This window comes from Pedobacter sp. GW821-FHT01D05 (assembly GCF_059422505.1).
Genome location: NZ_JBWKXA010000001.1, coordinates 159062 through 182712 on the forward strand (window position 1 = coordinate 159062; position 23651 = coordinate 182712).

Here is a 23651-nt window from a genome sequence, read left to right on the forward strand (position 1 = left end):
ATCTTTTGTGCCTCTCCGATCTTTTAAGGGGAATGTTTTGTTAAATTTAATCAGATCATCCATTATTTCCGGCCAGACACCACGATAAACGGTTTGCTGATTTCCCTTCCGTTTTGATCCATTATCGTTTCCATCATTTTCTTTACTTCAATACTCGCAAACCCCGATTGTTTGAAAAACGATTTTACTTCATCAATCTCATAAAATGTAAAATCGAGCTGTGTCCAGGGCAGGTCGCCGCCAAAGTTTTTTTCAACAAAGGCAAGGTTCATTTTTCCCCGGGGTTTTAACACACGGTAGCTTTCAGTTAAGTATTTTAGCGGATCCGGCCAGAAATAAATGGTATTTGCGGTAAAACAATAATCAAAGAAATTATCCTGAAAATCGAGTTTATTATCCGTTGTTTTAATCAACTCTACAGCATTACCATCAGCCTGGTAAGTAAGAAAGGCCTCTTTTATTGCGGATTCGGTAGAATAAGTGCCAGAATAACTGATATTTTCTGCTTTTTGAAACAAATAAGGGAGGTGTTCGATGTCCGCTGGGCTAATTTCCAATACTCTTGCATTCGTTTTTAACGGTAAATCTTGTATGAGTTTAAAAATTAGGGTGTTTTTGGGTGGGAGAGCGCCAATTTTTTGGTCTGGCGTTAATGTGTTCAGGTCTTTTTGCTCCTCCATGGTATCGTTATTAGTCTCTTGCGGTGCATTTCGCAATTCGGGCAAAATTGAAAAATAGCAGCTGTACGCCTTTACATCAAAGGGATTTTCTTTTACACAAAACCGAATTGTGGATAACCCCATTACTTTAGCTGGGCTTTTTTTGTGATAATTGCCTTTATGGGAATCAATGTTGGTAAGGATTACGGCGCCTGGAAAAAGGTAGGGGGCAGCTTTGATGATCTTCCTGCTCGGGATGGATTGGTAACAGAAAGGAAGGAGAAATACAGTTTTTCTTTTAGCGATGCCGAATTGGTGCAGATCAATATCCCCGGTATCTATATTGTGTATGGCGATATCATATTTAAACAGCAACAGATGTATTTCAGGCCCACTTACGATGTGCCCGATATGGTTAAACTGCGTTTTACGCTCTCCGGCAATGGCACCATCTTTAACCGGGTAAATAAACAGCAGTACATCTTTAATTCCAACCAGCAGAATATTATTTACATGCCTGAGCTTGATGGTAAAGGCGAATACGATACCAGCCATAGCTACCGCTTTTTTGAGGTCCATTTTGCTAAAGAAAAGTTTTTGCAACTGGCAGAACATTCTACCAAAGCATTGCAGGTTTTGGCAGATTATGCCGATACCGGTCGTTATACGCAACTGGCGGAGCAAAACCTTCCCATTTCATGGACCATGCAGCACTGCATCCGCGATATTCTCGATTGTAATTACCCAGAAGGCCTGAAAAGTATGTTTATCGAATCGAAATGTATTGAACTGCTTGTGCTACAGGCCGAGGCTTTTGAACGTGCCATTAGCCAAAAACAGCCAGCCGCTTTACATTCTGCTTACGATAGGGATTGCCTTTATCAGGCAAGGGATTACCTCATTGCCAATATCCATCAACCACCATCGGTTGCCGAATTGGCTAAATTATGTGGCATTAACGAATTTAAACTTAAACAGGGCTTTAAAGGCCTGTTTGATAACAGCATATTCGGTTATCTGAGTGATTATAGACTCAACCATGCAAAAGAGTTGCTGCTGGATGGTCTACCCATAAAATCGGTGGCATTTATGCTTGGTTACTCATCTGTACAACACTTCAGCAATGCTTTTAGAAAGAAATTTAGCTTAACACCGGGTAAGTTGAAGGGTTAGGATGGGAATTGGTTAATGTGGTACTGCGTGGATTCTTCTTCCGCTCTATGCAGCGGGGGCATCAAACTTTTGAGGCATCAAAAGTATGCAAAACCGAAGCGATAGCGTAGCTCATTTATACCAATTAGACTACTTAAACTATAAATAAATGCTTTGTCAATCCAGCAAGGGGCCTTTTTCACAAACCCCGTACACATCAAAAAAACAGCGGCACTTTGTTTTGTTAGTTAAGGGTGGGTGAAAGTTTTTGCAAACATGAAATACAAAACCACTGCGTTTGAGGTTTGGTAGTGCCATTTGTACTGTTGTGCTACTGTTTTTTTGATTTTCTGGCCCTTGGGATTGACGGGCGTGCTTCGGTAAGGGCTGTGTGTTTTCAAAGCAAGCTAGCATAATGCCCTAAACAAGTTTTACAATATGTGTTTTCATAATAGGCTTAAGGACAGAAAAAAATAATTGTTAATTTTAGGTGATATCTGATCAAAAATCCCCACATACTATAAAAGCCATAGTAATCATGACAGCAACATCCACTAAAGAGCAGCCCAGCCATCGCGAAGCACTTTTTATCAAACTCTACAAAGAGGCTTTTCCTTTGGTGGCAAGGCACATAAGCAAGATGGGCGGATCATTTGAGGAAGCGAAAGACATTTTTCAGGATGCGCTGGTGGTGTATTACGAAAAAGTACAGGTTGCTGGCCTGCGGCTGAAGTATCAGGAGAAAGCTTATTTATTTGGGATTTCCAAATATTTATGGATCAAACGTTATAAAGAAAACGACAAGCATTTTTCCCTTAATCCACTTGGCCTTGTCCTTAATGAAGAGATCGATTTGGCAGATACCGGATATGAGGAAGTTTCTTCGGGTAAACTGATGCATTTACTGGAGCAGGCCGGACAGAAATGTATGCAGTTGCTCAGTGCTTTCTATTACGAAAAACTGGATATGGAAACACTGGCACAGCGGTTTGGCTTTTCGGGAGCACGCTCTGCAACCGCTCAGAAATTTAAATGCCTCGAAAAAGTAAAAGAAACGGTTAAAGCAAAATCCTTAAAATATGAAGACATCGTTGAATGAGCTCCGTTTGATAGAACATTATCTGCTGTCGGACGATAAGGATGGAGAAAATTTCCTCTTCGAAGCCAAAATGATCCTGCAGCCTGAACTGAAGCAGCAGATTTACTGGCAAAACAAAACCTACCAAATGGTGCGTGATTATGGCCGGAAGCAGTTGAAAAATGAAATCGATAACATACACGAAACGTTGTTTAATACCGATGCGCATCAAAGCTTCAGGCAAAAGGTAATGCGTTTGTTCAGCAAATAAACAATCAATTTAATTTATCAATCATGCTCCGTTATCGGGGCAGGGGCATTGTTATGCCAAAAATTTAAAATCAATATGATGGATATCAACAAAGAATTCCGCCTTTACGCGGTAAAACACCAACGCTTAAACAGCCTCTATGTAGATCGGTATATGGGCAGAACAGCTGCTTATACCATGCCTGTTGCCATGACGCCCTATATTACGGAAGAACGCCAGCTGAATGTGGCACAAATGGATGTTTTCTCGCGCTTGATGATGGACAGGATTATTTTTTTAGGGGAAGCCGTTGATGAGCGGAATGCAAATGTAATACAGGCACAATTGCTTTTTTTGCAGTCGGTTGATACCAAAAGCGACATTCAGTTGTATATCAATTCGCCCGGTGGATCGGTGTATGCAGGCTTTGGCATTTATGATACCATGCAGTATATCGCGCCAGATGTAGCCACCATTTGTACGGGCATTGCACTTTCTATGGGTTCGGTATTGTTGTGCGCGGGAGCTGCCGGTAAACGTTCGGCCCTGCAGCACTCGAGGGTCATGATTCATCAAACCTCGGGTGGGACAGAGGGAACCGCCATTGATATGGATATCAGGATCAGGGAGGTGTTGAAAGTCCAGTCGGATCTGTACCATATTTTGGCGAAACATAGTGGCCAAAGTTATGAGCGGATAAATGAAATTGCCAGTCGCGATTATTGGATGACCGCCATCGAAGCAAAGGAATTTGGAATGATAGATGAGGTGTTAACGCGTGGGGAATAGGGGTTTTTGATTTAAAATGAGTTATTAAAATATCTTACACAAGTCTTGGAGCTTAGGCCAAAAGCAAAGGCCTAACTTGTGTTTAAACGATCAATTAATCTCTGTTTAAGTGTAGGTCATCCATCTACCAGCGCAGATAGTAAGATTTGCGCTAGTAATGATGCCGATTAGGTTTCGGTGGTTGGGAGACCAACTGATAGATGAAAAAGTACTTCAGATCCAATATCGCCAAATACAAGAAAAGGCAGTTTTAAGTTCATCTTTCATTTATAATGTCGACCGGTGTACTAAATGAACCCTTATTTTTAATGAATTCTTTTTCACCTTCGGTCAGGTCGTTTGTGCCAAGTGCAATGTCTTCCCATATTTTTCCGTCTTTTCGTTTTAGTGCAAATTCAATTGTTTCAATTTTTGGTCTCTTGTTCATGCCTAACATTGTACCGAATTACTTTTAGTGTAAATGCGGAGAGAAAAAGGTGAAATCGTTGTCTCTAATAGAGGGTTGAGACGGGGTTGGTTCGGAGTTGGTTCGGACTTCTGACAGCGTTGTTACAATTGTACCCGAACAAAGCCCGAAGTAAATCTGTAGATATCACCTCCTAATTGTTAACCTCTTTAGCGTCGGAAGTGTTCGTTTACAAGGCAGCGTGATGAACAGCTTGTGTATTATACTGTAGCCACTCGATAAGATTTTTAGTGAGATTAATGTATTGAAAGCACAACCCCTACTGACGCAAGTCTTAGCGCGCAGGGGCTTGGGGTGATGACTTGTGCATTTACCATACACAATTCGTTAAGCTAAGATCCTGAATCAAGTTCAGGAGGACGATTCTTCGAGTGAAATCGTCTTCTCGACTGGAGCGCGTGCCTTTTTAGGGCAGCAGCGAAACGGAGAGATCTTTGAAATCAGGTTTTATTGATCAATCTAATTTTAGGAGGTTAAATATTCTCATTCTAGTGCGAGTCTTAGCGCTCATAGCCTTAAGCCTTGGCCTGACTTGTGTTAAAAAGACTTTCAATTAAATCACTCATCAAAGCACAAGTCATCCAGCGCGCTAGCCTAGACACTAAGACTTGCGCTAGTAATGGGATTTGTGTTATTCTAAATCCTCCAGTTTATAAAATTTAGGAAGAACGATTCGGAACAGAATTTATTTTTATCCTATCAATTGGGGAGAATATTGCATTAAAAACTATTCGCTTGTAATCGGTTTTAACTTTATCCCTAATGGATTTGTTATAATAAACTCAGCCATTAGTCAGCCACTTAAATTTTACTAAAAAACAATTTCAAGAACCTAATGCCGTAATTTTAGTATCACAAATAATTGATTTTATATAATACCTTTTTTATAACCTCGATCATCTAACTCAGGATTTAAAAACCATAGAGCCAAATGATCTAGCCTAAACTTTTTAATTAATGAATGTCTAATTATTCGCAGAAAGCGACTAAGAACCAGTTTTTGCGAAACTTACAATGAAACAATTATTTATTAAAAATCGGAAAACTTAGCGACACCCTTAAGTGGATGGACTAGGAGTGTAAATTGCAGCACGTTCTTCTTTTCCTTTAATAAAAATTTAAGGTCGCGAAAAACCATATCTAGGAATTCCAGATCTTTATATTGGATAGAAAAAGACCTTATTTCCTTCCCTTCAAAGAATTTTTCGATTATTGACTTTTCTGACTCGCTATAATTGTACGAAAGCTCGTGTCTGGTATCATCAAAATAGTTGTGAAAATAAATCTCATGAAATCCCTTTCCCTTCTTATTGAAGAAAAGTGTGTCATCATCTTCATCATCGAGTTCAGTTTCGTTATACCCCAATAGAAATTCCCTAAAGAGGTCAATAAAAGACTTTTCTGCTGTGAAAATTGGTAGTACTTCCATTTATTCTATCCCCATATTTTTTAAAGATCGGTTTCATTTTGCGGCCGGAGACTTGAAAATTTCCTTATATGCTACTAAATGATTGCCTTTGAACCTCTGATAACATCAAAATAATTTTCAACTAAAGTACCGTTTATCTACAACAATTGGCACTGTGCATTATGGAGAAGTCCTTTATTGGGTAACTGTATCCGAAATGCCCTAAAGAAAGACTGGGTCAAAAAGGGAATGCCTTTGCTGGCAGCAGAATTATCCAAATCTAAATAGCGGACCATAGTTTCCTTTCTAGATACAACTTAGGCCAAGGTATGATAAAATCTTTCTATATTTTTTAAGAGTATGTGTTCCTGGTGCCGTGGTCAGGGTCTCTATTAAATGTAGATAGCATTATATTTCCTTATTAAACCGTCTAATTTTTCCTGGAAACCTTTGCCAAGATATTCGCTGTGCAAAGTGGAAATGACATCAGTCGTCATGCCGTATTTTTTTTGCAAAAATAGAGGTTATCTATTAACGAAAGTCCCTGTTCCAGCTCAGCACCTTCCCAGTTTTTTAGCATAAATTCCCTCAGCTTAGGAATAGCTTCGACACGTTCTTTACCATGATAAAGTCGCCCTCCGAGGGGAACTTGCAGCCGCTAAGGTCTATTTCCACATCTAGCGCGAGTCTTAGCGCTCATAGCCTTAAGCCTTAGCTTGACTTGTGTTAAAAAGACTTCCAATTAAATCACTCATCAAAGCACAAGTCATCCAGCGCGCTAGCCTATACACTAAGACTTGCGCTGGTAATGGGATCTGTATTATTCTAAATCCTCCAGTTTATAATCACATTCTGCTTGTAAACCCAAATCATAAAGCCGCTTAAGTATCGCTTTGTCTTTACCGCCATACCTAATGCCCGCAATACAAGATACTAGCATAGCGTTAATTGCTCGGTCTAATTCGCTTGGAGTAGAAGGTTGTTTCTTAAAATAGCAGTGTCCATATTCAAGCTTAGAATGTTCTATTAAGTCTGGTGCTTCTGCTTCAGGTGCACCACAAGTAATACAAACCTGGTTCTCTACATAAAAATCTCCAATAGAATTTTCGGGATACCTTTCTGGTAGCGGTATGTCTTTATCTTTTGTCTTTGTTGAAAATATCTTTTTCAGAAATTCCATTTAATATTATGATTTTGTCACTACCAAAACTTCCACCAAGGCTTATTATCCTCAGTTGTCTCTTGCTTCTGTTGTTTAAAATGTTCAAGTTCCTTTTTCATTTCATCGTTGTAGACTAGTTGTTTAACGGTATAGGTAAGTTTATTTTTTCCTTCCAAATCGATTCCAAATTTGCCTGCCAGCTTTAAAATGTCGTCAGAAAAAATATGCTCGTTTATGTTCAAACCATTTTCCTGTTCTAAAGGGTAACCTAAATTGTCAGTTACTTCTCCGTCTGAAACAAAGAATTGTCTTTTTATGATTTTGTTAAATACAGTAAATCCAAATGAGTTTGAAGTAGTCTGAATCAGGAATGTTATAATGTCGGTATCTAAAATTCTTGAAAGTCGTAATAAAGCTTCATCGTCAACCGTATCCACCATTTCAGGATCGTTAATTATTGTCCAGCCATTATCTGTCCAAATTCCTCTAATGGCTGTTTCTTTATTTGCAAGCTCAAAATAATTGTCAAATAAATAATCGTTGAACTCCTGCCAGTCGCTAAACTGTTTGTCTTGATTGGTGTCAACATATTTAAAAGTTTCAAAGATTTCGTCTGCCTTGTCGAATAGGTTACCTCTAATTGCGATGAAGCTGTTTGTCATGTTTGTTGTTCTTAAATATTCACAGTAATTTTTCTTATTATCTCCATCTAGCGCAAGTCTTAGTGCTCCTGGCCAGAGTATAGGCCTGACTTGTGCTTAACAATCCGTCAATTAAATCTCTGCTAAAGCGATATGGAAATGTGCCAAACCGATGTTGGCAATAGGTATTTAGCTTTCCATTGTTAAATACTCCAGTTGTCCGTTTTCATCAGTATTTACTACTACCAACTGATCTGTTATATCTTTTCCAATTGAGTAGTCAAAAGTCGCGAAGTTGTTTTCATTATCAGGATAAAGTCCAATTCTAACTAATTTCAATTTTGACAGAAGCTGCAGTTCGGGTTCTATTATTGTGTCGTCAAAGTTCACAAGTTTTGTAAGTTCGTCTTTATCAACTTCCTCAAGGTGATGTTCTAAGTAAAATTTTACGGTGTCGCCATCTTCGTCATTATAGTCATTGAGAATATATGTCCTATTCAACTTGTCAAAGTTCTCCAAATTTTCAATGAAATTTTTTACTTTGCCCAGTATTAATGTGCCAACCGTTTTGTGTTCAAAGTTAAGGTCTACTTGAATTTCATTTCCATTTAATTCAATATCAACATCATAATATTCTTCCAAATTTTCTGTCGATAAATTTCCGAAATATGGTAAAGCATATTCTGCCATTTCTGTTATTTGTGATTGCTAATTTATTTCCACAAGATATTAATTTTCATTGAAATGATATTTCCGAAAAACTAATCAATTTTTGAAAGCTCTTTTTTTAAACGTATTTTCTAATCCGTTCTGTTTTTGAGCTTTAAACACAGAAATACAATGAATCATTGGTTAGTAAAATCGTAACGTACTAGCCAGATAAAGTGCATTTAAACATGCTACAGGGCATTATTAATTATTTTAAATATACCAAAAAAGGGCGATTGCAGTAAGCTTTGTCAACGGTTTTCATGTAAATTTTAGACAAAAAGTGGTAGTTTTTTAAGAAAATTATTGGCTCGAAAGCGGCGAACCAGTAAAATTCGAATTTTTGAATGGTTAGTAGGTGACAAACCAATATTCATGGTTTTTGATTTCGGTTTAAAATACTGTAGGTCCGCTATTTTATACTTCAGCACGTTTGCCTGGCTATTGGTGTCCTGTCGGAAGGATGTATCTTTTTAACACCGCTTATCTGCATTTGTTATGTACACCTTACTAAAATTCTGCTTTCACCGATAGCTGGTTGGCTGCTGCTCAAACCGTTAACTTAAAATGTATGCCCATGAATTTGGAAAAACTATATGCATAGATTTCCCCACAGATCGAATAGACAGCGGCAATCACAAATCTGCTGGGCGAAGCTTAGGCTCAGATCCACAATGCCTGAAGGGCTGGAACTGGTCAGTATGGAAACTTGTGCGGAACCGTACGTGAGTGATCCAGAAGTCATTCTGTTCGGAAAATGATTTCCAGCAAAAGCGAAGTGGGTAATTAAAAGAACTGATCTCAATAAACAATAATGAGTATATCTAACCCGGCATGATCGGCAAAGCTATTAAATAGCTATATTAGAATTATGAAAACAATTGTTAACATTATAGTCATACTTATCATTTCATCTGGTAGTGCGCTGAGTTTAAACCCTAGAAACAGCTTAGCATCCGGATGGTATTTGATAACGGACAATAAAAATTCGATGTCGATTAATTTAGATAAATCTGACAGAAGATATAAGATCGAAAAGAATATATTTATATCGATTCACCATATCATTAGTGTAGACCTTGCTACTGCGAGATACAGTAATAAGGTTAATCCAATACTAAACTTTACCCTGGATAATGAGGCAAGCGCAAAACTTGCATCTTTAGCCGATGGTTCTGCTGCAAGACGGGAGATGGGACTTGTAATCAATTCCAAACTTATTCAGGTTTCAACAATATTTGGAGAATTTTCCGGGAACAAAATGAGTATGACAGGAAAGTTTACGAAAGAAGAATTACTTAAGTTAAAGGAAAATATTGACCTTGAAAAAGGCTAATCCCGGATAAATCATCAACGATGGTTTTTATGGCAGAGACCAATGTGCCAGTTTAAAAGGCTTTGTTGAAATAAAAACTAATCATTGATATTGTATTGTAATATAAAGATTAAATTGTGTTAAATAAAGAATACGTCATTTATAACGAAAATACTACTCTTCATAAAGGATTTCTGTCTTTTTAAATAGTACGGTGTTTGCTAATGTTATATTTTGCGCTCAATAAGGAGGCATGTTCTTCGGATCGAAATCCATATTAGCAATTTACCGTACATCAATGCAGATTTTTAAAGTCATCCGTCCCAATCTTGAAAGTATAACCCAGTAATTATTGACCAGCTTGAGTGTCCGGATTACAAAGTCGACAGCCGACTACTGTTTGCAGGAGGACCCTGGTTATCCAAGCTTACTTGCTCTGAGCGATTGTCTCTCGGATTGGAAGATTGAAAACCAGGCTTATTTTATCAAACGGGAAGATTACGATGCCCACGACTTACTATTTCCTTTTATAGCGCATTTCAAAGAAAATGGTGGACGTTTCGTACTGGTAAAATCGATCGAAAACGGTAATGTGGTTTTTGCGGACGAATTTAAAAAAAGGTGGAAAATCAGCGAAGAAGAATTTTTGGATATTAAATTTCAACAAAAACAATATGAAAAGCGTAAAATTCAACAATGAAAACACAACTGGTGCAGTTTTATTGAGCCGTGCGGACATGAAAAATGTAATGGGTGGAAATACTGAACCTGCTATGCCATGTGATAAAGTGGTTTGCCAGGCGGATAGCTGGTGCTGCGATACTTCAGGCGTTTGTGTTTCAAGAAACGGTGGAAAATGCTAATATAGCAGCTATATCTGTATTGGGTGGTCTGTAAACAGCCACCCAATTTTTCCTATATTTAGACATTTAAAACTTAAGAATTGAAAAGAATTATTTTAATCATATGGGGTTTAATGCCCTTAGCTGCTTCAGCTCAAGATGTAAATGCCACAGCGTTCAGAGTTGAGGGTAAGATTAATTTGGATACCGGAAGGCTGGATGTTGAAATGGCTGAAAACCAGGCATTATATCCTGACGGATTTAAAAATTTCTCAGTTGCGATTAAAAATGGAAAATTTTTAATTACAGGTAAAACCATGTATCCGATCTGGGTATCGTTCAAGGTTGGAGATAAGTATTCTTCAAACAATACGGCTATTGCTCCGGGAGAACAGCTAATAAGCCTAAATGTAGATTCAAACAACAGTTCTCCTAAAAATACCAATTCTGTAATGGCTGATGAGGGAAAGTATAGCTACTACCTAAAAGATGCTGCACTGAAAATACAGCTATATAGAAAGCATTATGATAGCCTGAGAGTAATTTACCCGGGAAATTTCCCTGGTGAAGTTGAATATGCGAGCAGAAAGGAATTAAAGGATTCATATGCCGCGAATGACATCGCGATGCTGAATTTCATTAAAGCCAATCCGAATTCGTATTATGCTTTGCTTAAGTTATATCATATTGTCGACTTTGGATACAATCAGACGCTTGGCGAGGCATACGGAAGTTTTTCTGCAGCGCTAAAAAAATCGCCTTATGGTGAGTTTTTGTTAAAAAAGATAAATGTGGCAAAGCAAATTGCTACGGGATCCGAGCTTCCTGCGTTAAATGTAAAAGACCAAGATGGGAGAAAAATTGATTTTCAAAAATATTCAAGCAAGAAGTACGTACTGATTGATCTGTGGTACAGCCACTGCGCTCCATGTATCGCCCAGTTCCCTGATCTGAAAGACATCTATAACGAGTTTTCAGGTAAGGGTTTCGAGATTTTGTCTATCTCCACAGATAAGGAAAAATATGTTAACGATTGGAAAGCCGTGATCTTAAAACACAAGTTGCCATGGCCGCAGTATTTGGATTTAAATGGCGTCGAAGCGCACAGGTTCAATGTGAAAATATACCCAACAAGCCTTCTTTTGGATCAAAAGGGTAAGATAGTGGCAACAGATGTTTCACCGATCGAATTAAAATATTTTTTGGGTGAAAATCTGAAATAATTAAAATATCATAATAGGTGGTAGCGGTTTGGCAAGCGGCCATTCAAATTATATGTTTAGGATTTTGTACATGCGCAAATTATCCTAGCTAAACTTTTGCCTAAATAAAACCATAAACTTCTTGAAAAAATTTATTTTCTACAAACAGCCTGATCAAATGGACTGTGGGGCTACCTGCTTAAAAATGATCGGTAAGCACTATGGAAAAAACATTAGTCTTCAGAGGCTTAGAGAAATTTCTGGTATAACCGCGAAGGTGTTTCACTTTTGGGGCTCAGCGATGCCGCGGAACGAATTGGATTCAGGACATTAGGCTCAAAGTTAAACCTGTCTTTATTGGAGAAAACAGAGCTTCCTGTAATTCTTCACTGGAACCAGAATCACTTCGTTGTATTATACAAAATCCGAAAAGAAATTTTTTACATTGCAGATCCGGCAAAAGGTCTGATCGAATATAGCAGGAGAGTTTTTACATCATTGGTCAAACGAAAATTCCGGGCAGCAAAAAACCGGGATATTGTTGTCTCTTACGCCAACAACTGAATTTTTTTGCCCATGAAGAGGATGAGGTAAAGCCTGCGAATCTGTCACAGATACTTGGTTATCTGTTTAGATATAAGTCGTTGCTTGTTCAACTCATATTAGGAATTGGTATTGGTAGCCTGTTACAACTTATTTTTCCGTTTTTAACGCAATCTGTCGTTGATGTTGGGATCAATACAAGGAACCTAAATTTTATTTATGTTATCCTGCTGGCCCAATTAATGCTCTTGGTAGGCCGGCTTAGCGTAGATTTTATGCGATCTTGGATTTTACTGCATATTAGCACAAGAATAAATATTCTATACTGACGGATTTCCTAATTAAGTTAATGAAGCTCCCGATGAGGTTCTTTGAAACCAATAAGACTTAAGAGATAAGTCATTTATAATTGATGCTGAAGCTATATCATAGATCCTTCAGTTTGTTTGATTAGCGCCCAGCAACCATCTAGTCTTAGTGTCTCGCTGAGACCAAAATGTAACTTACAGAACAAAGCCTGGCGGTTAAAAATTGCGGGGCTTTGTTATTTCTTGAGTAGTCCAAGTTTGGGAAGGCTAGCTTTAATCGGGAAAGTACAATCAATGACCTTAGAACTACGGTCCGGTCTTTGTTCCAATTGGTTAATCAGGGGTATATTTCAGTATATGTTTGCTGAAATGCCGAGCAGGTTAGGCTATCTTGGAACTGGATTATGTGCAAAAGGTTTTTTGCGCTAAGGACAGCCACGTGCTTTGAAACTTATTTTAATACCTAGCACAGCACATTAACTAGAACGTTTTAAACTCTGATATTAGGTTATATTAAAAATACCCACGTTCGTCAACAGAAAACCCTCGTTCGTCAAAAACTTTCGTTTATTTATTTGTTCTTTTTGACATTCGGTCTGGCTAGCTTGCTTACCTACCACGCTAGGGCCAATAAAATAATTGTGCTGGCCTCTGACACAGGACTGGTCAATGCGCCCCGATATGGCATTATCCATCTGACACAAACTTGAAAATTATCTGTAGTCACATTTTATCTCAATATTAACCGCTTAGAATGAAATTAAAACAATCTTTTGTATGGCTTTGCCTCATGTTTATGGTGTCTGTATCAAAGGCCCAGACCAATACCCAGCAAAGTATTGATGCTCCCTCGCTTTCAGCAGTGCTTCCGCCCGCGCCCAATGCTTATCAGCTTACTAAATACAGTGGTTTGCCCTTAAGCCTTTCAAATGGTACAGCTAATGCAACGATACCGTTGGGCGAGGTGACAGATGGCGCGTTAGCCGTGCCCATCAGTTTATCATACAATTCTGGAAACGGTGTAAAAGTCAACCAGCTGGCATCCAGGGTAGGAACGAACTGGAATATCAATGCCGGTGGTGTGATTTCCAGAACGGTATTTGGAAAACCGGATGAAAGTACCAAATGGCTAACCCCGCCTGCGAATCTGCAAAGTAGCGGGGCCAATACTCCCGAAGTGTATAATTATCTGGATAGTGCCGGAAAGGATTTGTATGATACACAGGCAGATTTATTCAGTTTTGAATGTAACGGCTATTCAGGAAAGTTTTACCTCAAGCAAACCGAAAAAACAAAAGTGGTTCAGCTTGCAGCCTCTCCCTTAAAGATTGAAACGAATTTCAATAACGAATTTTCTGCCGATTGGACCTTGCGGATTACCGATCCCAATGGGATCAAATATTACTTTGGCGGCTCAACGGCAACCGAAAAAACAAAAACAGTTCCATATGGGGCTGCTTGTGGTAAAAGTTTTGATGTTTTTATCGCTACGGCCTGGTATCTGAAAAAGATCGAGGGGGTACATGGCGAGCTTATTTCTTTCAGCTACAGTCCGATCGCTTTTGACTATCTCGCAGATTTTACCGAAACCATGATCAGGACCCCGCAGGGCACCTTAAGCGCTCCGGCATGCCCGGGCGGAAACTGCCCGCAGCGCAGTGAAGACCAGCTTTGTGCCAGTAATCTCCGCAGCCAGGGGGTGTTACTTACGGGAATATCGTGCAGGTTTTCTACTGCGACCTTTAGTTATACAACACGTGAAGATATTAACGGTGACTATTTGGTTTCCGGGGTTTCTTTCAGCAAGAAAGACCCGGCGACTGCTAATCCTACGGCGGCTGATTATTATAGTTTAAATTATGTGAACGGCTATAACAACAGTTATAACAATTCACAGGGAAACTCAACAGTGCTTTGTACCCGTCCTTTCCTGGCATCAGTCATCCGGTCGGCTGCCGGACTTGATGATCAAAAACATGTATTTGATTATAACAACATCAACGGACTTCCTTCAAGATTATCCTATGCGCAGGATTTCTGGGGTTTTTCGAACGGAAAGAATAACAGCCATTTGCTGCCTAACAGTACTGATCCACTTGATGCGCAACTCTTTCCCTCGCTTGCGAATAGGGAACCGGATGCGGCGTTCTCAGTATTGGGCCTGTTGCGTAAAATCACGTACCCTACTGGCGGTGCAGATAGCCTGGAATATGAGGCCAATACGGCATATGAGAGCCGTACTTCCCAATTTCCTAAAACCACTTTGCATGCCATTAGGCAAGGAACCGGAAACAGTAGTCCTGTCAGCTATACCACCACACTTAATTTGGGAAGTGCACAGAACGTAAGTTTCGATATTTCCTGCCAATATAGCGGAACAGGAGTGAACGATCAGATTCATCAGCACGCTATCCTGGATGTGCGCGATCAGAACAATTATTCAGTTTATAATTACGTATTACCGATAGGGCAAAATTATTCGAAAATGTTGGTTTTGGGTGCAACAACCTACACCGTAACCTGGACAGTCTACGGAGAAGCTGCGCTGGGCGAGATATCTGTGGGTTATTATCCCCAGGGTTATCCGCTGACCACCAACTACGAAGCAGGCGGTGTGAGGGTGTCGAGAAATATTTCTGTACCAGCAGTGGGGCGAACGGTTCGTAAGAAATTAATTTATGCCTCCCTTGATCAGCAGTACGCTTCTTCCGGTGCTTTACGTGAAACACCTGATACCAGAAAATATTATACGGACCTGATTGACGGAAAGAACTGCCCGGACTGGAGCGTTTCACAATGTGCTTACCGGATTGCCAACTCATCGCCAATCGGACCTTTGAACTACCTTTCGGGCGGACATATATACTACCGCGATGTAATTGAAGTAGACGATGAGCAATGGAAAAACGGCGGAACGGCACATCATTATCTGGGGAGTGCCGGATGGGATGCGCTGCTCGTCCGGGGCTCGGCACTAAATGGACTTCCTTTGACGACCTATGGTTTTCAGAATGGCCTGGAAGATCAGACAAGGGATTTTAAAACCACAGGCAGTAACAGTAGCGGATATACCTATAAAGTAATCAGAGAGGTAAAAAAACACTATCTCTCTGATTCCAGGAGATTGATAGACCAGGCTAATTTTGTGGTGAAGCGCAGGTACACACCAACGGCTACCTATAACCCGCCAAACGATTTTATGTTTACGCCTTTTGATTTGTCGATGTTTTACCACGTTGGTACCTGGGTTTATGCTGATACCACAACCGTAACCACTTATGATGTACAGGGAGACAACCCGGTTGTCAGTAGGACTGTTGAGGTTTACAATAATACCGAACATTTGCAGCCCAACCGGATCATTTCGAATATGAGCGATGGACGGGAAAGTGAAATGAACATTAAATATGCCCATGAAATGGTGGCAGATGGCAACTTTTCTGGGTATACCGAACTGATTGCGGCCAACCGGATTACCACGCCGATTGTGAAAACCGATTTGGCTGGGGGCGTTAGTACCCAATCCTCTCTTACAGCTTACCAGAACTGGGGGAACGGGGTCATTGAACCGATAACCGTAAAGCTTGCTGTAGCAGGAGGGAACTATCAGGATTTTATTTCTTTTGATGCTTATGATGGTGAGGGTAAATTGCTCGCGCAGTCTAAAACCGGGGGTGCCAAATCGGGCTATAAATATGGTTATCAAAACAGTTTGCCTGTTGCGGAATGCAAAAATGCGCTGCCATCAGAATTTTTCTTCGAAAATTTCGAAGACAGTGCCGGCGAAACGTTGGGCGAGGGGCACACAGGGCTACGTTTCCGTAGCGGCGATTATACGGTAACCTGGAGCCCGCCTAATGGCCGCCAGTACCAACTGACTTATTTTTATCTGGAAAACGGAAAATGGAAGTTTGCCAAGCAGCTCTATTCAGGTCCGATTAATCTTACTGCCGGCGATGCAATAGACGATGTTGCAGTTTACCCTGCCGACGGCCTGCTTAAAAGCGTTACGATGGATCCAGCAGTGGGCATCACCTCGCTCATTGACGAGAAAGGCAATACCACTTATTATGAGTACGATACTTTTGAACGCTTGTTAAATATTAAAGACCGGAACAGGGACATTGTTAAGACTTATGCCTATCACGAAGTGCTTGGGTTAAACAACAATGGCCCAGTTTATCTCAATACCGAGCAGGCACAATCCTTTACTAAACAATGCCCGGCTGGAGTGGGTAGTATGATGAGTTATGCTGTAGCCGCGGGTGCGTATGCTTCAAATATCAGCCAGGCCGATGCCAATAATCAGGCCATAGCAGAGGTTCAGGCAAACGGACAGGCCTATGCCAATGATCATGGTACCTGCTCAACCGCCAATGTAACGATGGGTTATTCTAAGGATACCCAGAATAATTCGGCAGGGGTTAGCACCCTTAACTTAAAAGACGGCAATGGCACAGTACTATATTCATTTACCGAGGCCCAGCTTAGTGCTGGGGTGACTTTCCCTCCGGGTATTTACAATGTTGAGTTTATTACCTATGGAACCACTTACAATCTATCGACACATAACGGATGGACCAAAGTATATCTTTTTGCTGCCAGTGGCTCCGTTGTCGGTTTGTTTTATAATACCAATGCACCAGTTGGCGCGTATTACCTGAACAACGTCAATTTATCAAACGGAAATTTCGTCATCAACATGTCACGTTTAGATACTGTAGAATAACATGAAAGCAAACTATATTAAACTCATTGCAGGTTTTATCCTGCTGAACATAAGCCTGGCATACAGCCAAAGCCCAAGTGCTGACCGAAATTATGTAATGGAATCATCGGTACGTGCTGCGGGTCATAAAACCGTGGGCAGCCTTGCAGGTTACCCCGTGGATTCTGTGAACCGTAAGATCCAGTACTTTGATGGCCTTGGACGTCCTTTGCAGACGGTACAGTGGCAGGGAAGCCCGGGCAAAAAGGATATTGTGCAGGTGAACGAATACGATGGCTTTGGCAGGGAAGCGAAAAAATATCTTCCCTATGCGGAGCAATCGGGAGCCGATGGTAGTTTTAAAGCTTCGGGTGTTTCTTCGCTGGGTGTTTATTATTCTCCTGGCAGCTGGGATGCCAGGGTGGTGCGGACGGGTAGTCCTTTCAGCCTTACAGTCTTTGAAAGCAGCCCGCTGGACCGCACTGTTGAACAGGGTGCTCCGGGCACAGACTGGCAGCCGGTAACGGGAAGTACCTCGGGGCATACGGCAAAGACGGTGTATGGGAGCAATATTGCAGGCGATGTGCTGATGTGGCAGATTAGCGGGGCCGGTGCATCGGCATCGGCATATTTTCCCGCGAACAGGCTTTATAAAACGGTGTCGATGGATGAGAACTGGGTTTCGGGCAATGCGGGCAATACCGAGGAGTTCAAAGACATGGAGGGAAGGGTTGTGCTGAGAAGGGTATACAAAAGCGATACTGAGAAACTGAACACCTATTATATCTACGATGACCTTGGGAACCTGCGTTATGTGGCGCCCCCTGCGGTAACGGTCAACAGTTTTACCGAAGCGGATCTGGTATTCGATCAGTTTATCTATGGTTACCATTATGATGGCAGGAAGCGTCTGGTGGAGAAAAAAGTGCCGGGCAAGGGCTGGGAGTATATGGTGTACAATAAACTGGATCAGGTGATATTTACACAGGATGCACAGCAGCGGCTAGCTTACCAATGGGTTTTTACTAAGTACGATGCTCTGGGAAGAGTGGTCATGACCGGGATTTACCTGGATGATGCCCAAAGGGCGATATTCCAGACGAATCTGAATGCCCAGAACTATCCGTTATGGGAAAGTCGAGATGTTGGATCGGATAATGGATATACCAATAATGCTTATCCGAATGTTGGTGTGAGCAAATACCTTACAATTAGCTACTATGACGATTATGCTTTTCCTGGAGGGAATACGTTTTCGTTTGCCGGATCAAGTAACAAGACCAAAGGGCTCGCAACTGGCAAAAAGACGAATGTTCTCGGTACATCGGACATGCTACTGGAGGTGGATTTTTATGACGAGGATGGGCGGGTAATTAAGAACTACAGCCAACACTATCTTGGAGGTAGTATTCAGGCGATGAATTATGACGAAGTAAGCAATACTTATAATTTTGCTGATGAGCTTACCGAGACCAACCGGATACACCACACAGGAGCAGGAAATACGACTATCTTGAAAAGTTACCAGTACGATCATACTGGGAGGAAGCGTATAGTTTCTCAACAGATCAATAACGGGAACGTGATAGGGGATAATATTATTCTCAGTGAAGGAGAATATAATGAAATCGGACAGTTAAAGCTCAAAAAGCTCCATAATGGGATACAGTCAACCGAGATCTCGTATAATGAACGCGAATGGATAAAAAGTAGGGTCAGTGACCAATTCAGTTTTCAACTGGACTATCATGAGAATGGTAGCGGACAATATAATGGCAATATCAGCAGACAGTTTTGGTCACAAAATTCATCGCCTTCAACTTCTCCAAATATGTTCAGTTATAGTTATGATAAGTTGGATAGACTGATTAACGGAACAAGTACTGGAGTCTACATGAGCGAAGTACTGAACTATGACAACATGGGTAATATCAACCAGTTGAGTAGGAACGGCGGGGTGATGAATCAATATTATTATAATGGGAACAGATTAGATAGGATAGATAATGTTGCGGGAACCTATGTTTATGACGCGAACGGTAATGCGACTACGGATGGCAGGAATGGAATGCAATTGAGCTATAACTTGCTTAACCTTCCATCAAGTGCTAATGGTAATGGAAAAAATGTACAATACCTTTATGATGCATCAGGCGTAAAACTCAGAAAAGTATCGATCCAGAACGGGTTGACTACGGTAAGGGAATATATTGATGGGATCGAATATTCTAATGGTGTTGTAGAAATGATCCGTACCGAAGAAGGCCTAGCTCAGCGAAATGGTAATGATAGCTATTCTTACCACTACAATCTTTCGGATAACCTGGGGAATGTGCGCTATACTTTTGATATCTATAATGGCCAGGTCAGACAGCTGCAGGTGGATAATTATTATCCATTCGGTAAGCGGAACAGTGCAGTATCTGGAAATAATAAATATCTATATAATGGAAAAGAAGTTCAGGATGAACTCGACGAACAATTAGACTATGGTGCAAGGTTATATGATCCCGTTACCGGGAGATGGAATTCGGTCGACCCGCTGGTTGAGCTTGACCAAGAAAATACTTCGCCTTATATTTACGTCCTGGATAACCCTATTGTTTTTACCGATCCGGATGGGAAATATCCTGCTGGAGCCAAACCAAAGAGAATAGCATCAGGGGCCCTTTGGGGTGCAACAGGGGCATCAGCTATCCTTGCTGGGGGGCTTGCTACTGGAGGTGCTATTGCTGCTGGAGGAACGGTAACTGTTGTTGGAGCGCCAGTAGGTTGGGTTGCAGGAGGTGTTGTGGTTACAGGTGCAGCTATCGGTGCTGCTGCTGTGTATTTGTGGGATAAATTTCATAGTAGTTCCGATGATGGTTCGAAAGCTGTATTAAATGCGGACGCTAAGCCGAAATCGAGTGGTGGAGAGAAGACAAAAAGTCCTTCTGAGGAAAACAAAAAACTAAGAGAAACAGCTAAGACGGGACAAGAAGCGCACAGACAAGAGCAGAAAAAAATAAGAGAAGGAGGCGGTAAGACTGAAGTGCCAATGAGGCTGAAAGATAAGACAAATGTTAGAAAAGACGGAGTTAGGCCTGATGGAACAGCAGTTATTATTAAACCAGATACTGATTCTGGTAAAAAGTCGGCGGAAAAAAGGGAAAAATTAATGGAAAAAAATGGTGTCAAAACTGAAACCATTTTATATGATCCTAAAAATCCCGCTTACCAGCCTGGTTCTCCTACATACATAGGCCCGAAAAATAAATAAGATGAAAATAAATAGAAATAAGTTCAAGAAAGAAATTGAGCAAAGGTTAACAACGCTTGGTTACAGGAAGGTGATTCTGGGTTCATCCGTTGCAGATACCCTCTATCTAAAAGTTATTGACGATCAACTCTATCTTACTCTTGGCTTTACATACTCTAATTTTAACTTAGGAAAATTTACAGCTGCTTTCTATCTTTCTAAAATTACTGACTGGGGTTCAGTGTGGGATGATATCCCTCCTGAATCTTATGAAAGGATTGGGTCTTTTTTAGAAGCAAGTGAACGACTAGAGCTTTTAGAGGAAGAGTACACTAAGAATGGTGTAGTTGATTCTTGGTGGGATATGAATGATATTAGCGCATTAGATAAGTTTTTAAAAGCCGTGCAGATCACTGAGGATAGATTTTTGGCTCAACCAGGCATGATTTTAAAAGTAAAACAAAGCTCAGCTGTGAACGAGCTTTCCAGGTTATCGCTTCTTGTTATTGAGGAAGTATCCAACAATGATGATACATTTAATTATCGATTTATTCCCAAAAAAGCAAAGCCAGGCATTGGAGAAGAGTGGTTTAAAGCAGCTGAGCGGGTATTGATTCTTGATAAAGGTGAAATAAGTTCCAATTATGTTGCCATGCTAGCTTATGACGCCTTTAGACAAAATGAAGTTTCTGTCTAATGATTACTTACCTGCTGTAATTTGTTTTCTATGTTAGCATGAATAAAGAGTTAAGCATAAATTCTATAAAAGAATTTTGGAAATGGTTTGCTACGATTTGTGAAGATTTCGGAGAGGATTTTGATAATTACGACTTAACTGATGACTTGGATAGAAGAATTAGTTCGCTTGGCGATTTTACCTGGGAGTTGGGCCCCGGAATTAATTCGAGCAACATGCTAGTTATTTCTCCAAACGGTGAGTTAAGTTTATTAGAGAAGACCAAAAAAATTATTTCATATTCTCCAAAGTGCAAAGGGTGGGATTTTTTTTATGCTAAGCCACCAAAGGAGTGGGATCTTATTTTTGATTTCTATAGAGATTCAGGAGAACAGATTGAAGTAAACGCAAATACATGGGAATATGTCTTGTTAAAATATGATGATGGCGCATTTGAAATATTGATTAAGTGTGAAAATGTTGATAGCCGCCTATCTATTGATGAAAGACAAATTGCCTGTGAGATACTTTTAGATGGGATCTTAGGAGAGGAGTTAAGGATTTTAAGGTTTGAAATTATCGAAGTTGTCGATAGTTTCGAAAGGAAGTATCAGAACAAAGTTTTAAATATTAAATCTCTTTCCAGCCGTAGTTTTTCGGTATGACACAGTTGTTAACTGTAAAAAGCAGAACCCATCAGAAATGTTGGGTTTTGCTTTTGCTATGAATGTTGGTGCATGAGTTATTTTTTCGTTGGGATAAAATGCAATATAATGATGATTGGGCATTTTGGCAAAAATCGCAACTCATCCGCATTTAAACTGTGAGCACAACGAACAAAATCGACACCAAATTATTGATGGCAACCTATTATGAAGAGGACGGGAGAATAAAGGAACCGTGTCCGATAATGTGAAGGAAGGCAAGGACAATACTGTGAACTCAGCAACGAATTCAGTATCCAGTTTGACTACCAGGAGAACGGGGGCAACCAATGGAACGGAAACATCAGCAGGCAATACTGGTCGCAAAATACCTCGCCTTCAACCTCGCCTAATATGTTCAGCTATGGTTATGATAAGCTGGACCGGTTGATCAACGGAACGAGTAGCGGGATCTATATGAGCGAAGTATTAAACTACGACAATATGGGCAATATTAGTCAACTCAGTCGTAATGGAGGCCCGATGAACCAATATTACTATAACGGGAACAGGCTCGACAGGGTAGACAATGTTGCAGGGCAATATTCCTATGATGCGAACGGAAATGCCACTACTGATGGCCGGACGGGGATGCAGCTAAGCTATAACCTGTTGAACCTGCCTTCCGGGGCAAGCGGTAACGGAAAAGTACTGAGCTATGTTTACGATGCCGATGGCAGCAAGCTTAGAAAGGTCGTAACAGAAAACGGTTTGACGACATCGAGGGAATATATTGATGGGATCGAATACGAGGGAAACAATATCGATATTATCCATACCGAAGAAGGTGTGGCGCAGCGGAACGGTGATAACAGCTATAGTTACCACTATAACCTTACCGATCACCTGGGCAATGTGCGGTATACCTTTGATGTTTACAACGGTCTGATCAGGCCGTTGCAGGTGGATAATTATTATCCATTTGGAATGCGCAATCCTTTAGCTTCCGGAAATAATAAATATCTTTACAATGGGAAAGAGGTTCAGGGTGAGCTTGGAGGGCAACTGGATTACGGCGCAAGGTTCTATGATCCGGTTATAGGAAGATAGAACGTGGTGGATCCGTTGGCGGAGAAGATGAGGAGATACTCGCCTTATAATTATTGCTTTAATAATCCGATAAGGTTGTTGATCCTGATGGGATGATACCCGATTATAATACAGGTCAAGATTGGCAAGAAAGATTTAGCTCTCAGTCGTTTTATATGGGATTGGGAAGAGAAGATCCCCCTAAGAAGAAAGGCAAAACTATAGTAAATACGCCAGGCACCATAATACGAAAAGATTCTGTAACTCCTTTGCAAAAGGGAGATATAAAAACAAATCAATTCTTAAATAAATGGCTAGGCCTTCTTGATTATACTCCTATTGGTAGTACTGCGTCTTTTATAAGAAACCTAGACGAGGATCCATTAAATGCAATAACATTTTCAGTGGGCCTGCAAGGTTCTATTGCTAGAAACAGAGTATCTTTGCCCCGAGCACAATATGATTCAGGTATAGCTGCCGAAGTTGCTGAATATAACAGGCTTGCTGATAATTATTTAGATTGTAGTGATATCGCGTCATCATTAAACAGAAATAATAGTGGAGGATACATCCTAGAGATGACACCCAAGAGTGGAAAGTGGATGACAGGCATAGAGTATGGTTCTAAAACTGAATTTACATACCATCAGGTATTTGTTAAAGGAAAATATGTTTATGACCCAATGTTTAGTAGTAAACCTGTTTTAAAATCTGACTTTATCAAAGCTTATCAAAAGATGAACTCAGCAGGAATTAAAATTTTAAAGCTGTAA

At 40.4% G+C, this 23651-nt stretch carries 20 protein-coding genes and 1 pseudogene; 15 read left to right on the forward strand and 6 right to left on the reverse strand.

Annotation, left to right across the window (positions count from 1 at the left end; all coding sequences use genetic code 11):
- Positions 1–62: 62 nt before the first annotated feature.
- The gene (locus tag AC07VK_RS00660; protein WP_492957586.1) at positions 63–680 is read right to left on the reverse strand and encodes a class I SAM-dependent methyltransferase; all 618 of its coding nucleotides are present in this window, start codon (positions 678–680) and stop codon (positions 63–65) included.
- A gap of 159 nt (positions 681–839) precedes the next feature.
- Here AC07VK_RS00660 and AC07VK_RS00665 point away from each other — a divergent pair, with 159 nt between their 5' ends.
- The 4 genes from AC07VK_RS00665 (at position 840) to AC07VK_RS00680 (ending at position 3928) form a co-directional block, all read left to right on the forward strand.
- Positions 840–1832 carry a helix-turn-helix domain-containing protein gene (locus AC07VK_RS00665; RefSeq protein WP_492957588.1) on the forward strand — a complete coding sequence of 331 codons (993 nt, stop codon included), beginning with the start codon at positions 840–842 and terminating at the stop codon, positions 1830–1832.
- A 517-nt stretch (positions 1833–2349) separates the two neighbouring features.
- Positions 2350–2910: an RNA polymerase sigma factor gene (locus AC07VK_RS00670; RefSeq protein WP_492957590.1), complete on the forward strand. Its 561-nt coding sequence runs from the start codon at positions 2350–2352 to the stop codon at positions 2908–2910.
- On the forward strand, positions 2891–3160 hold the full coding sequence (locus AC07VK_RS00675) for a hypothetical protein (protein ID WP_492957592.1): 270 nt from the start codon (positions 2891–2893) through the stop codon (positions 3158–3160). The genes AC07VK_RS00670 and AC07VK_RS00675 overlap by 20 nt, the downstream gene beginning before the upstream one ends.
- A gap of 78 nt (positions 3161–3238) precedes the next feature.
- Positions 3239–3928: an ATP-dependent Clp protease proteolytic subunit gene (locus AC07VK_RS00680; RefSeq protein WP_492959831.1), complete on the forward strand. Its 690-nt coding sequence runs from the start codon at positions 3239–3241 to the stop codon at positions 3926–3928.
- A 256-nt stretch (positions 3929–4184) separates the two neighbouring features.
- On the opposite strand, the gene AC07VK_RS00685 is transcribed toward AC07VK_RS00680, so the two are convergent.
- From AC07VK_RS00685 to AC07VK_RS00705, 5 genes are all read right to left on the reverse strand, one after another.
- Complete coding sequence (locus tag AC07VK_RS00685) at positions 4185–4355, reverse strand: hypothetical protein (RefSeq protein WP_492957594.1); 171 nt, start codon at positions 4353–4355, stop codon at positions 4185–4187.
- A gap of 1069 nt (positions 4356–5424) precedes the next feature.
- The gene (locus AC07VK_RS00690; RefSeq protein ID WP_492955757.1) at positions 5425–5823 is read right to left on the reverse strand and encodes a hypothetical protein; all 399 of its coding nucleotides are present in this window, start codon (positions 5821–5823) and stop codon (positions 5425–5427) included.
- Between the two features lie 799 nt (positions 5824–6622).
- On the reverse strand, positions 6623–6982 hold the full coding sequence (locus AC07VK_RS00695) for a ferredoxin (RefSeq protein ID WP_492957595.1): 360 nt from the start codon (positions 6980–6982) through the stop codon (positions 6623–6625).
- A gap of 20 nt (positions 6983–7002) precedes the next feature.
- Positions 7003–7626 (reverse strand): hypothetical protein, encoded by a 624-nt coding sequence (locus AC07VK_RS00700; RefSeq protein WP_492957597.1) that lies wholly within the window; start codon positions 7624–7626, stop codon positions 7003–7005.
- A 168-nt stretch (positions 7627–7794) separates the two neighbouring features.
- On the reverse strand, positions 7795–8295 hold the full coding sequence (locus AC07VK_RS00705) for a DUF2004 domain-containing protein (protein WP_492957598.1): 501 nt from the start codon (positions 8293–8295) through the stop codon (positions 7795–7797).
- 889 nt (positions 8296–9184) lie between these two features.
- Here AC07VK_RS00705 and AC07VK_RS00710 point away from each other — a divergent pair.
- From AC07VK_RS00710 to AC07VK_RS00760, 11 genes and pseudogenes are all read left to right on the forward strand, one after another.
- On the forward strand, positions 9185–9649 hold the full coding sequence (locus tag AC07VK_RS00710) for a SecDF P1 head subdomain-containing protein (protein WP_492957600.1): 465 nt from the start codon (positions 9185–9187) through the stop codon (positions 9647–9649).
- A 379-nt stretch (positions 9650–10028) separates the two neighbouring features.
- Positions 10029–10328 carry a cysteine peptidase family C39 domain-containing protein gene (locus AC07VK_RS00715; protein ID WP_492959833.1) on the forward strand — a complete coding sequence of 100 codons (300 nt, stop codon included), beginning with the start codon at positions 10029–10031 and terminating at the stop codon, positions 10326–10328.
- A complete protein-coding gene (locus tag AC07VK_RS00720) occupies positions 10303–10491 on the forward strand; it encodes a hypothetical protein (RefSeq protein ID WP_492957602.1) in 189 nt (62 codons plus the stop codon). The genes AC07VK_RS00715 and AC07VK_RS00720 overlap by 26 nt, the downstream gene beginning before the upstream one ends.
- A gap of 80 nt (positions 10492–10571) precedes the next feature.
- Positions 10572–11693 (forward strand): TlpA family protein disulfide reductase, encoded by a 1122-nt coding sequence (locus AC07VK_RS00725; RefSeq protein ID WP_492957604.1) that lies wholly within the window; start codon positions 10572–10574, stop codon positions 11691–11693.
- Between the two features lie 121 nt (positions 11694–11814).
- Positions 11815–12236, forward strand: a pseudogene (locus AC07VK_RS00730) (cysteine peptidase family C39 domain-containing protein).
- 1041 nt (positions 12237–13277) lie between these two features.
- Positions 13278–17252, forward strand: coding sequence for a DUF5977 domain-containing protein (locus AC07VK_RS00735; RefSeq protein WP_492957606.1), 3975 nt, complete (start codon positions 13278–13280; stop codon positions 17250–17252).
- Position 17253: 1 nt separating this feature from the next.
- Positions 17254–20490 (forward strand): DUF6443 domain-containing protein, encoded by a 3237-nt coding sequence (locus AC07VK_RS00740; protein ID WP_492957608.1) that lies wholly within the window; start codon positions 17254–17256, stop codon positions 20488–20490.
- A gap of 1 nt (position 20491) precedes the next feature.
- A complete protein-coding gene (locus tag AC07VK_RS00745; RefSeq protein ID WP_492957610.1) occupies positions 20492–21166 on the forward strand; it encodes a hypothetical protein in 675 nt (224 codons plus the stop codon).
- A gap of 38 nt (positions 21167–21204) precedes the next feature.
- Entirely contained in the window at positions 21205–21810 is a 606-nt protein-coding gene (locus tag AC07VK_RS00750; protein WP_492957611.1) for a hypothetical protein, read from the forward strand.
- A 393-nt stretch (positions 21811–22203) separates the two neighbouring features.
- On the forward strand, positions 22204–22899 hold the full coding sequence (locus AC07VK_RS00755) for a hypothetical protein (RefSeq protein WP_492957613.1): 696 nt from the start codon (positions 22204–22206) through the stop codon (positions 22897–22899).
- 92 nt (positions 22900–22991) lie between these two features.
- Positions 22992–23651, forward strand: coding sequence for a hypothetical protein (locus AC07VK_RS00760; RefSeq protein WP_492957615.1), 660 nt, complete (start codon positions 22992–22994; stop codon positions 23649–23651).

Excerpts from the sequence above, each read along its gene's own strand:
- AC07VK_RS00720 (WP_492957602.1), top strand. The coding sequence starts at position 10,303 with ATGAAAAGCGTAAAATTCAACAATGAAAACACAACTGGTGCAGTTTTA.
- AC07VK_RS00710 (WP_492957600.1), top strand. The coding sequence starts at position 9,185 with ATGAAAACAATTGTTAACATTATAGTCATACTTATCATTTCATCTGGT.
- AC07VK_RS00675 (WP_492957592.1), top strand. The coding sequence starts at position 2,891 with ATGAAGACATCGTTGAATGAGCTCCGTTTGATAGAACATTATCTGCTG.
- AC07VK_RS00700 (WP_492957597.1), bottom strand. The coding sequence starts at position 7,626 with ATGACAAACAGCTTCATCGCAATTAGAGGTAACCTATTCGACAAGGCA.
- AC07VK_RS00660 (WP_492957586.1), bottom strand. The coding sequence starts at position 680 with ATGGAGGAGCAAAAAGACCTGAACACATTAACGCCAGACCAAAAAATT.
- AC07VK_RS00695 (WP_492957595.1), bottom strand. The coding sequence starts at position 6,982 with ATGGAATTTCTGAAAAAGATATTTTCAACAAAGACAAAAGATAAAGAC.
- AC07VK_RS00665 (WP_492957588.1), top strand. The coding sequence starts at position 840 with ATGGGAATCAATGTTGGTAAGGATTACGGCGCCTGGAAAAAGGTAGGG.
- AC07VK_RS00760 (WP_492957615.1), top strand. The coding sequence starts at position 22,992 with ATGATACCCGATTATAATACAGGTCAAGATTGGCAAGAAAGATTTAGC.
- AC07VK_RS00680 (WP_492959831.1), top strand. The coding sequence starts at position 3,239 with ATGGATATCAACAAAGAATTCCGCCTTTACGCGGTAAAACACCAACGC.
- AC07VK_RS00685 (WP_492957594.1), bottom strand. The coding sequence starts at position 4,355 with ATGAACAAGAGACCAAAAATTGAAACAATTGAATTTGCACTAAAACGA.
- AC07VK_RS00750 (WP_492957611.1), top strand. The coding sequence starts at position 21,205 with ATGAATAAAGAGTTAAGCATAAATTCTATAAAAGAATTTTGGAAATGG.
- AC07VK_RS00735 (WP_492957606.1), top strand. The coding sequence starts at position 13,278 with ATGAAATTAAAACAATCTTTTGTATGGCTTTGCCTCATGTTTATGGTG.
- AC07VK_RS00705 (WP_492957598.1), bottom strand. The coding sequence starts at position 8,295 with ATGGCAGAATATGCTTTACCATATTTCGGAAATTTATCGACAGAAAAT.
- AC07VK_RS00670 (WP_492957590.1), top strand. The coding sequence starts at position 2,350 with ATGACAGCAACATCCACTAAAGAGCAGCCCAGCCATCGCGAAGCACTT.
- AC07VK_RS00690 (WP_492955757.1), bottom strand. The coding sequence starts at position 5,823 with ATGGAAGTACTACCAATTTTCACAGCAGAAAAGTCTTTTATTGACCTC.
- AC07VK_RS00755 (WP_492957613.1), top strand. The coding sequence starts at position 22,204 with ATGTTCAGCTATGGTTATGATAAGCTGGACCGGTTGATCAACGGAACG.
- AC07VK_RS00745 (WP_492957610.1), top strand. The coding sequence starts at position 20,492 with ATGAAAATAAATAGAAATAAGTTCAAGAAAGAAATTGAGCAAAGGTTA.
- AC07VK_RS00740 (WP_492957608.1), top strand. The coding sequence starts at position 17,254 with ATGAAAGCAAACTATATTAAACTCATTGCAGGTTTTATCCTGCTGAAC.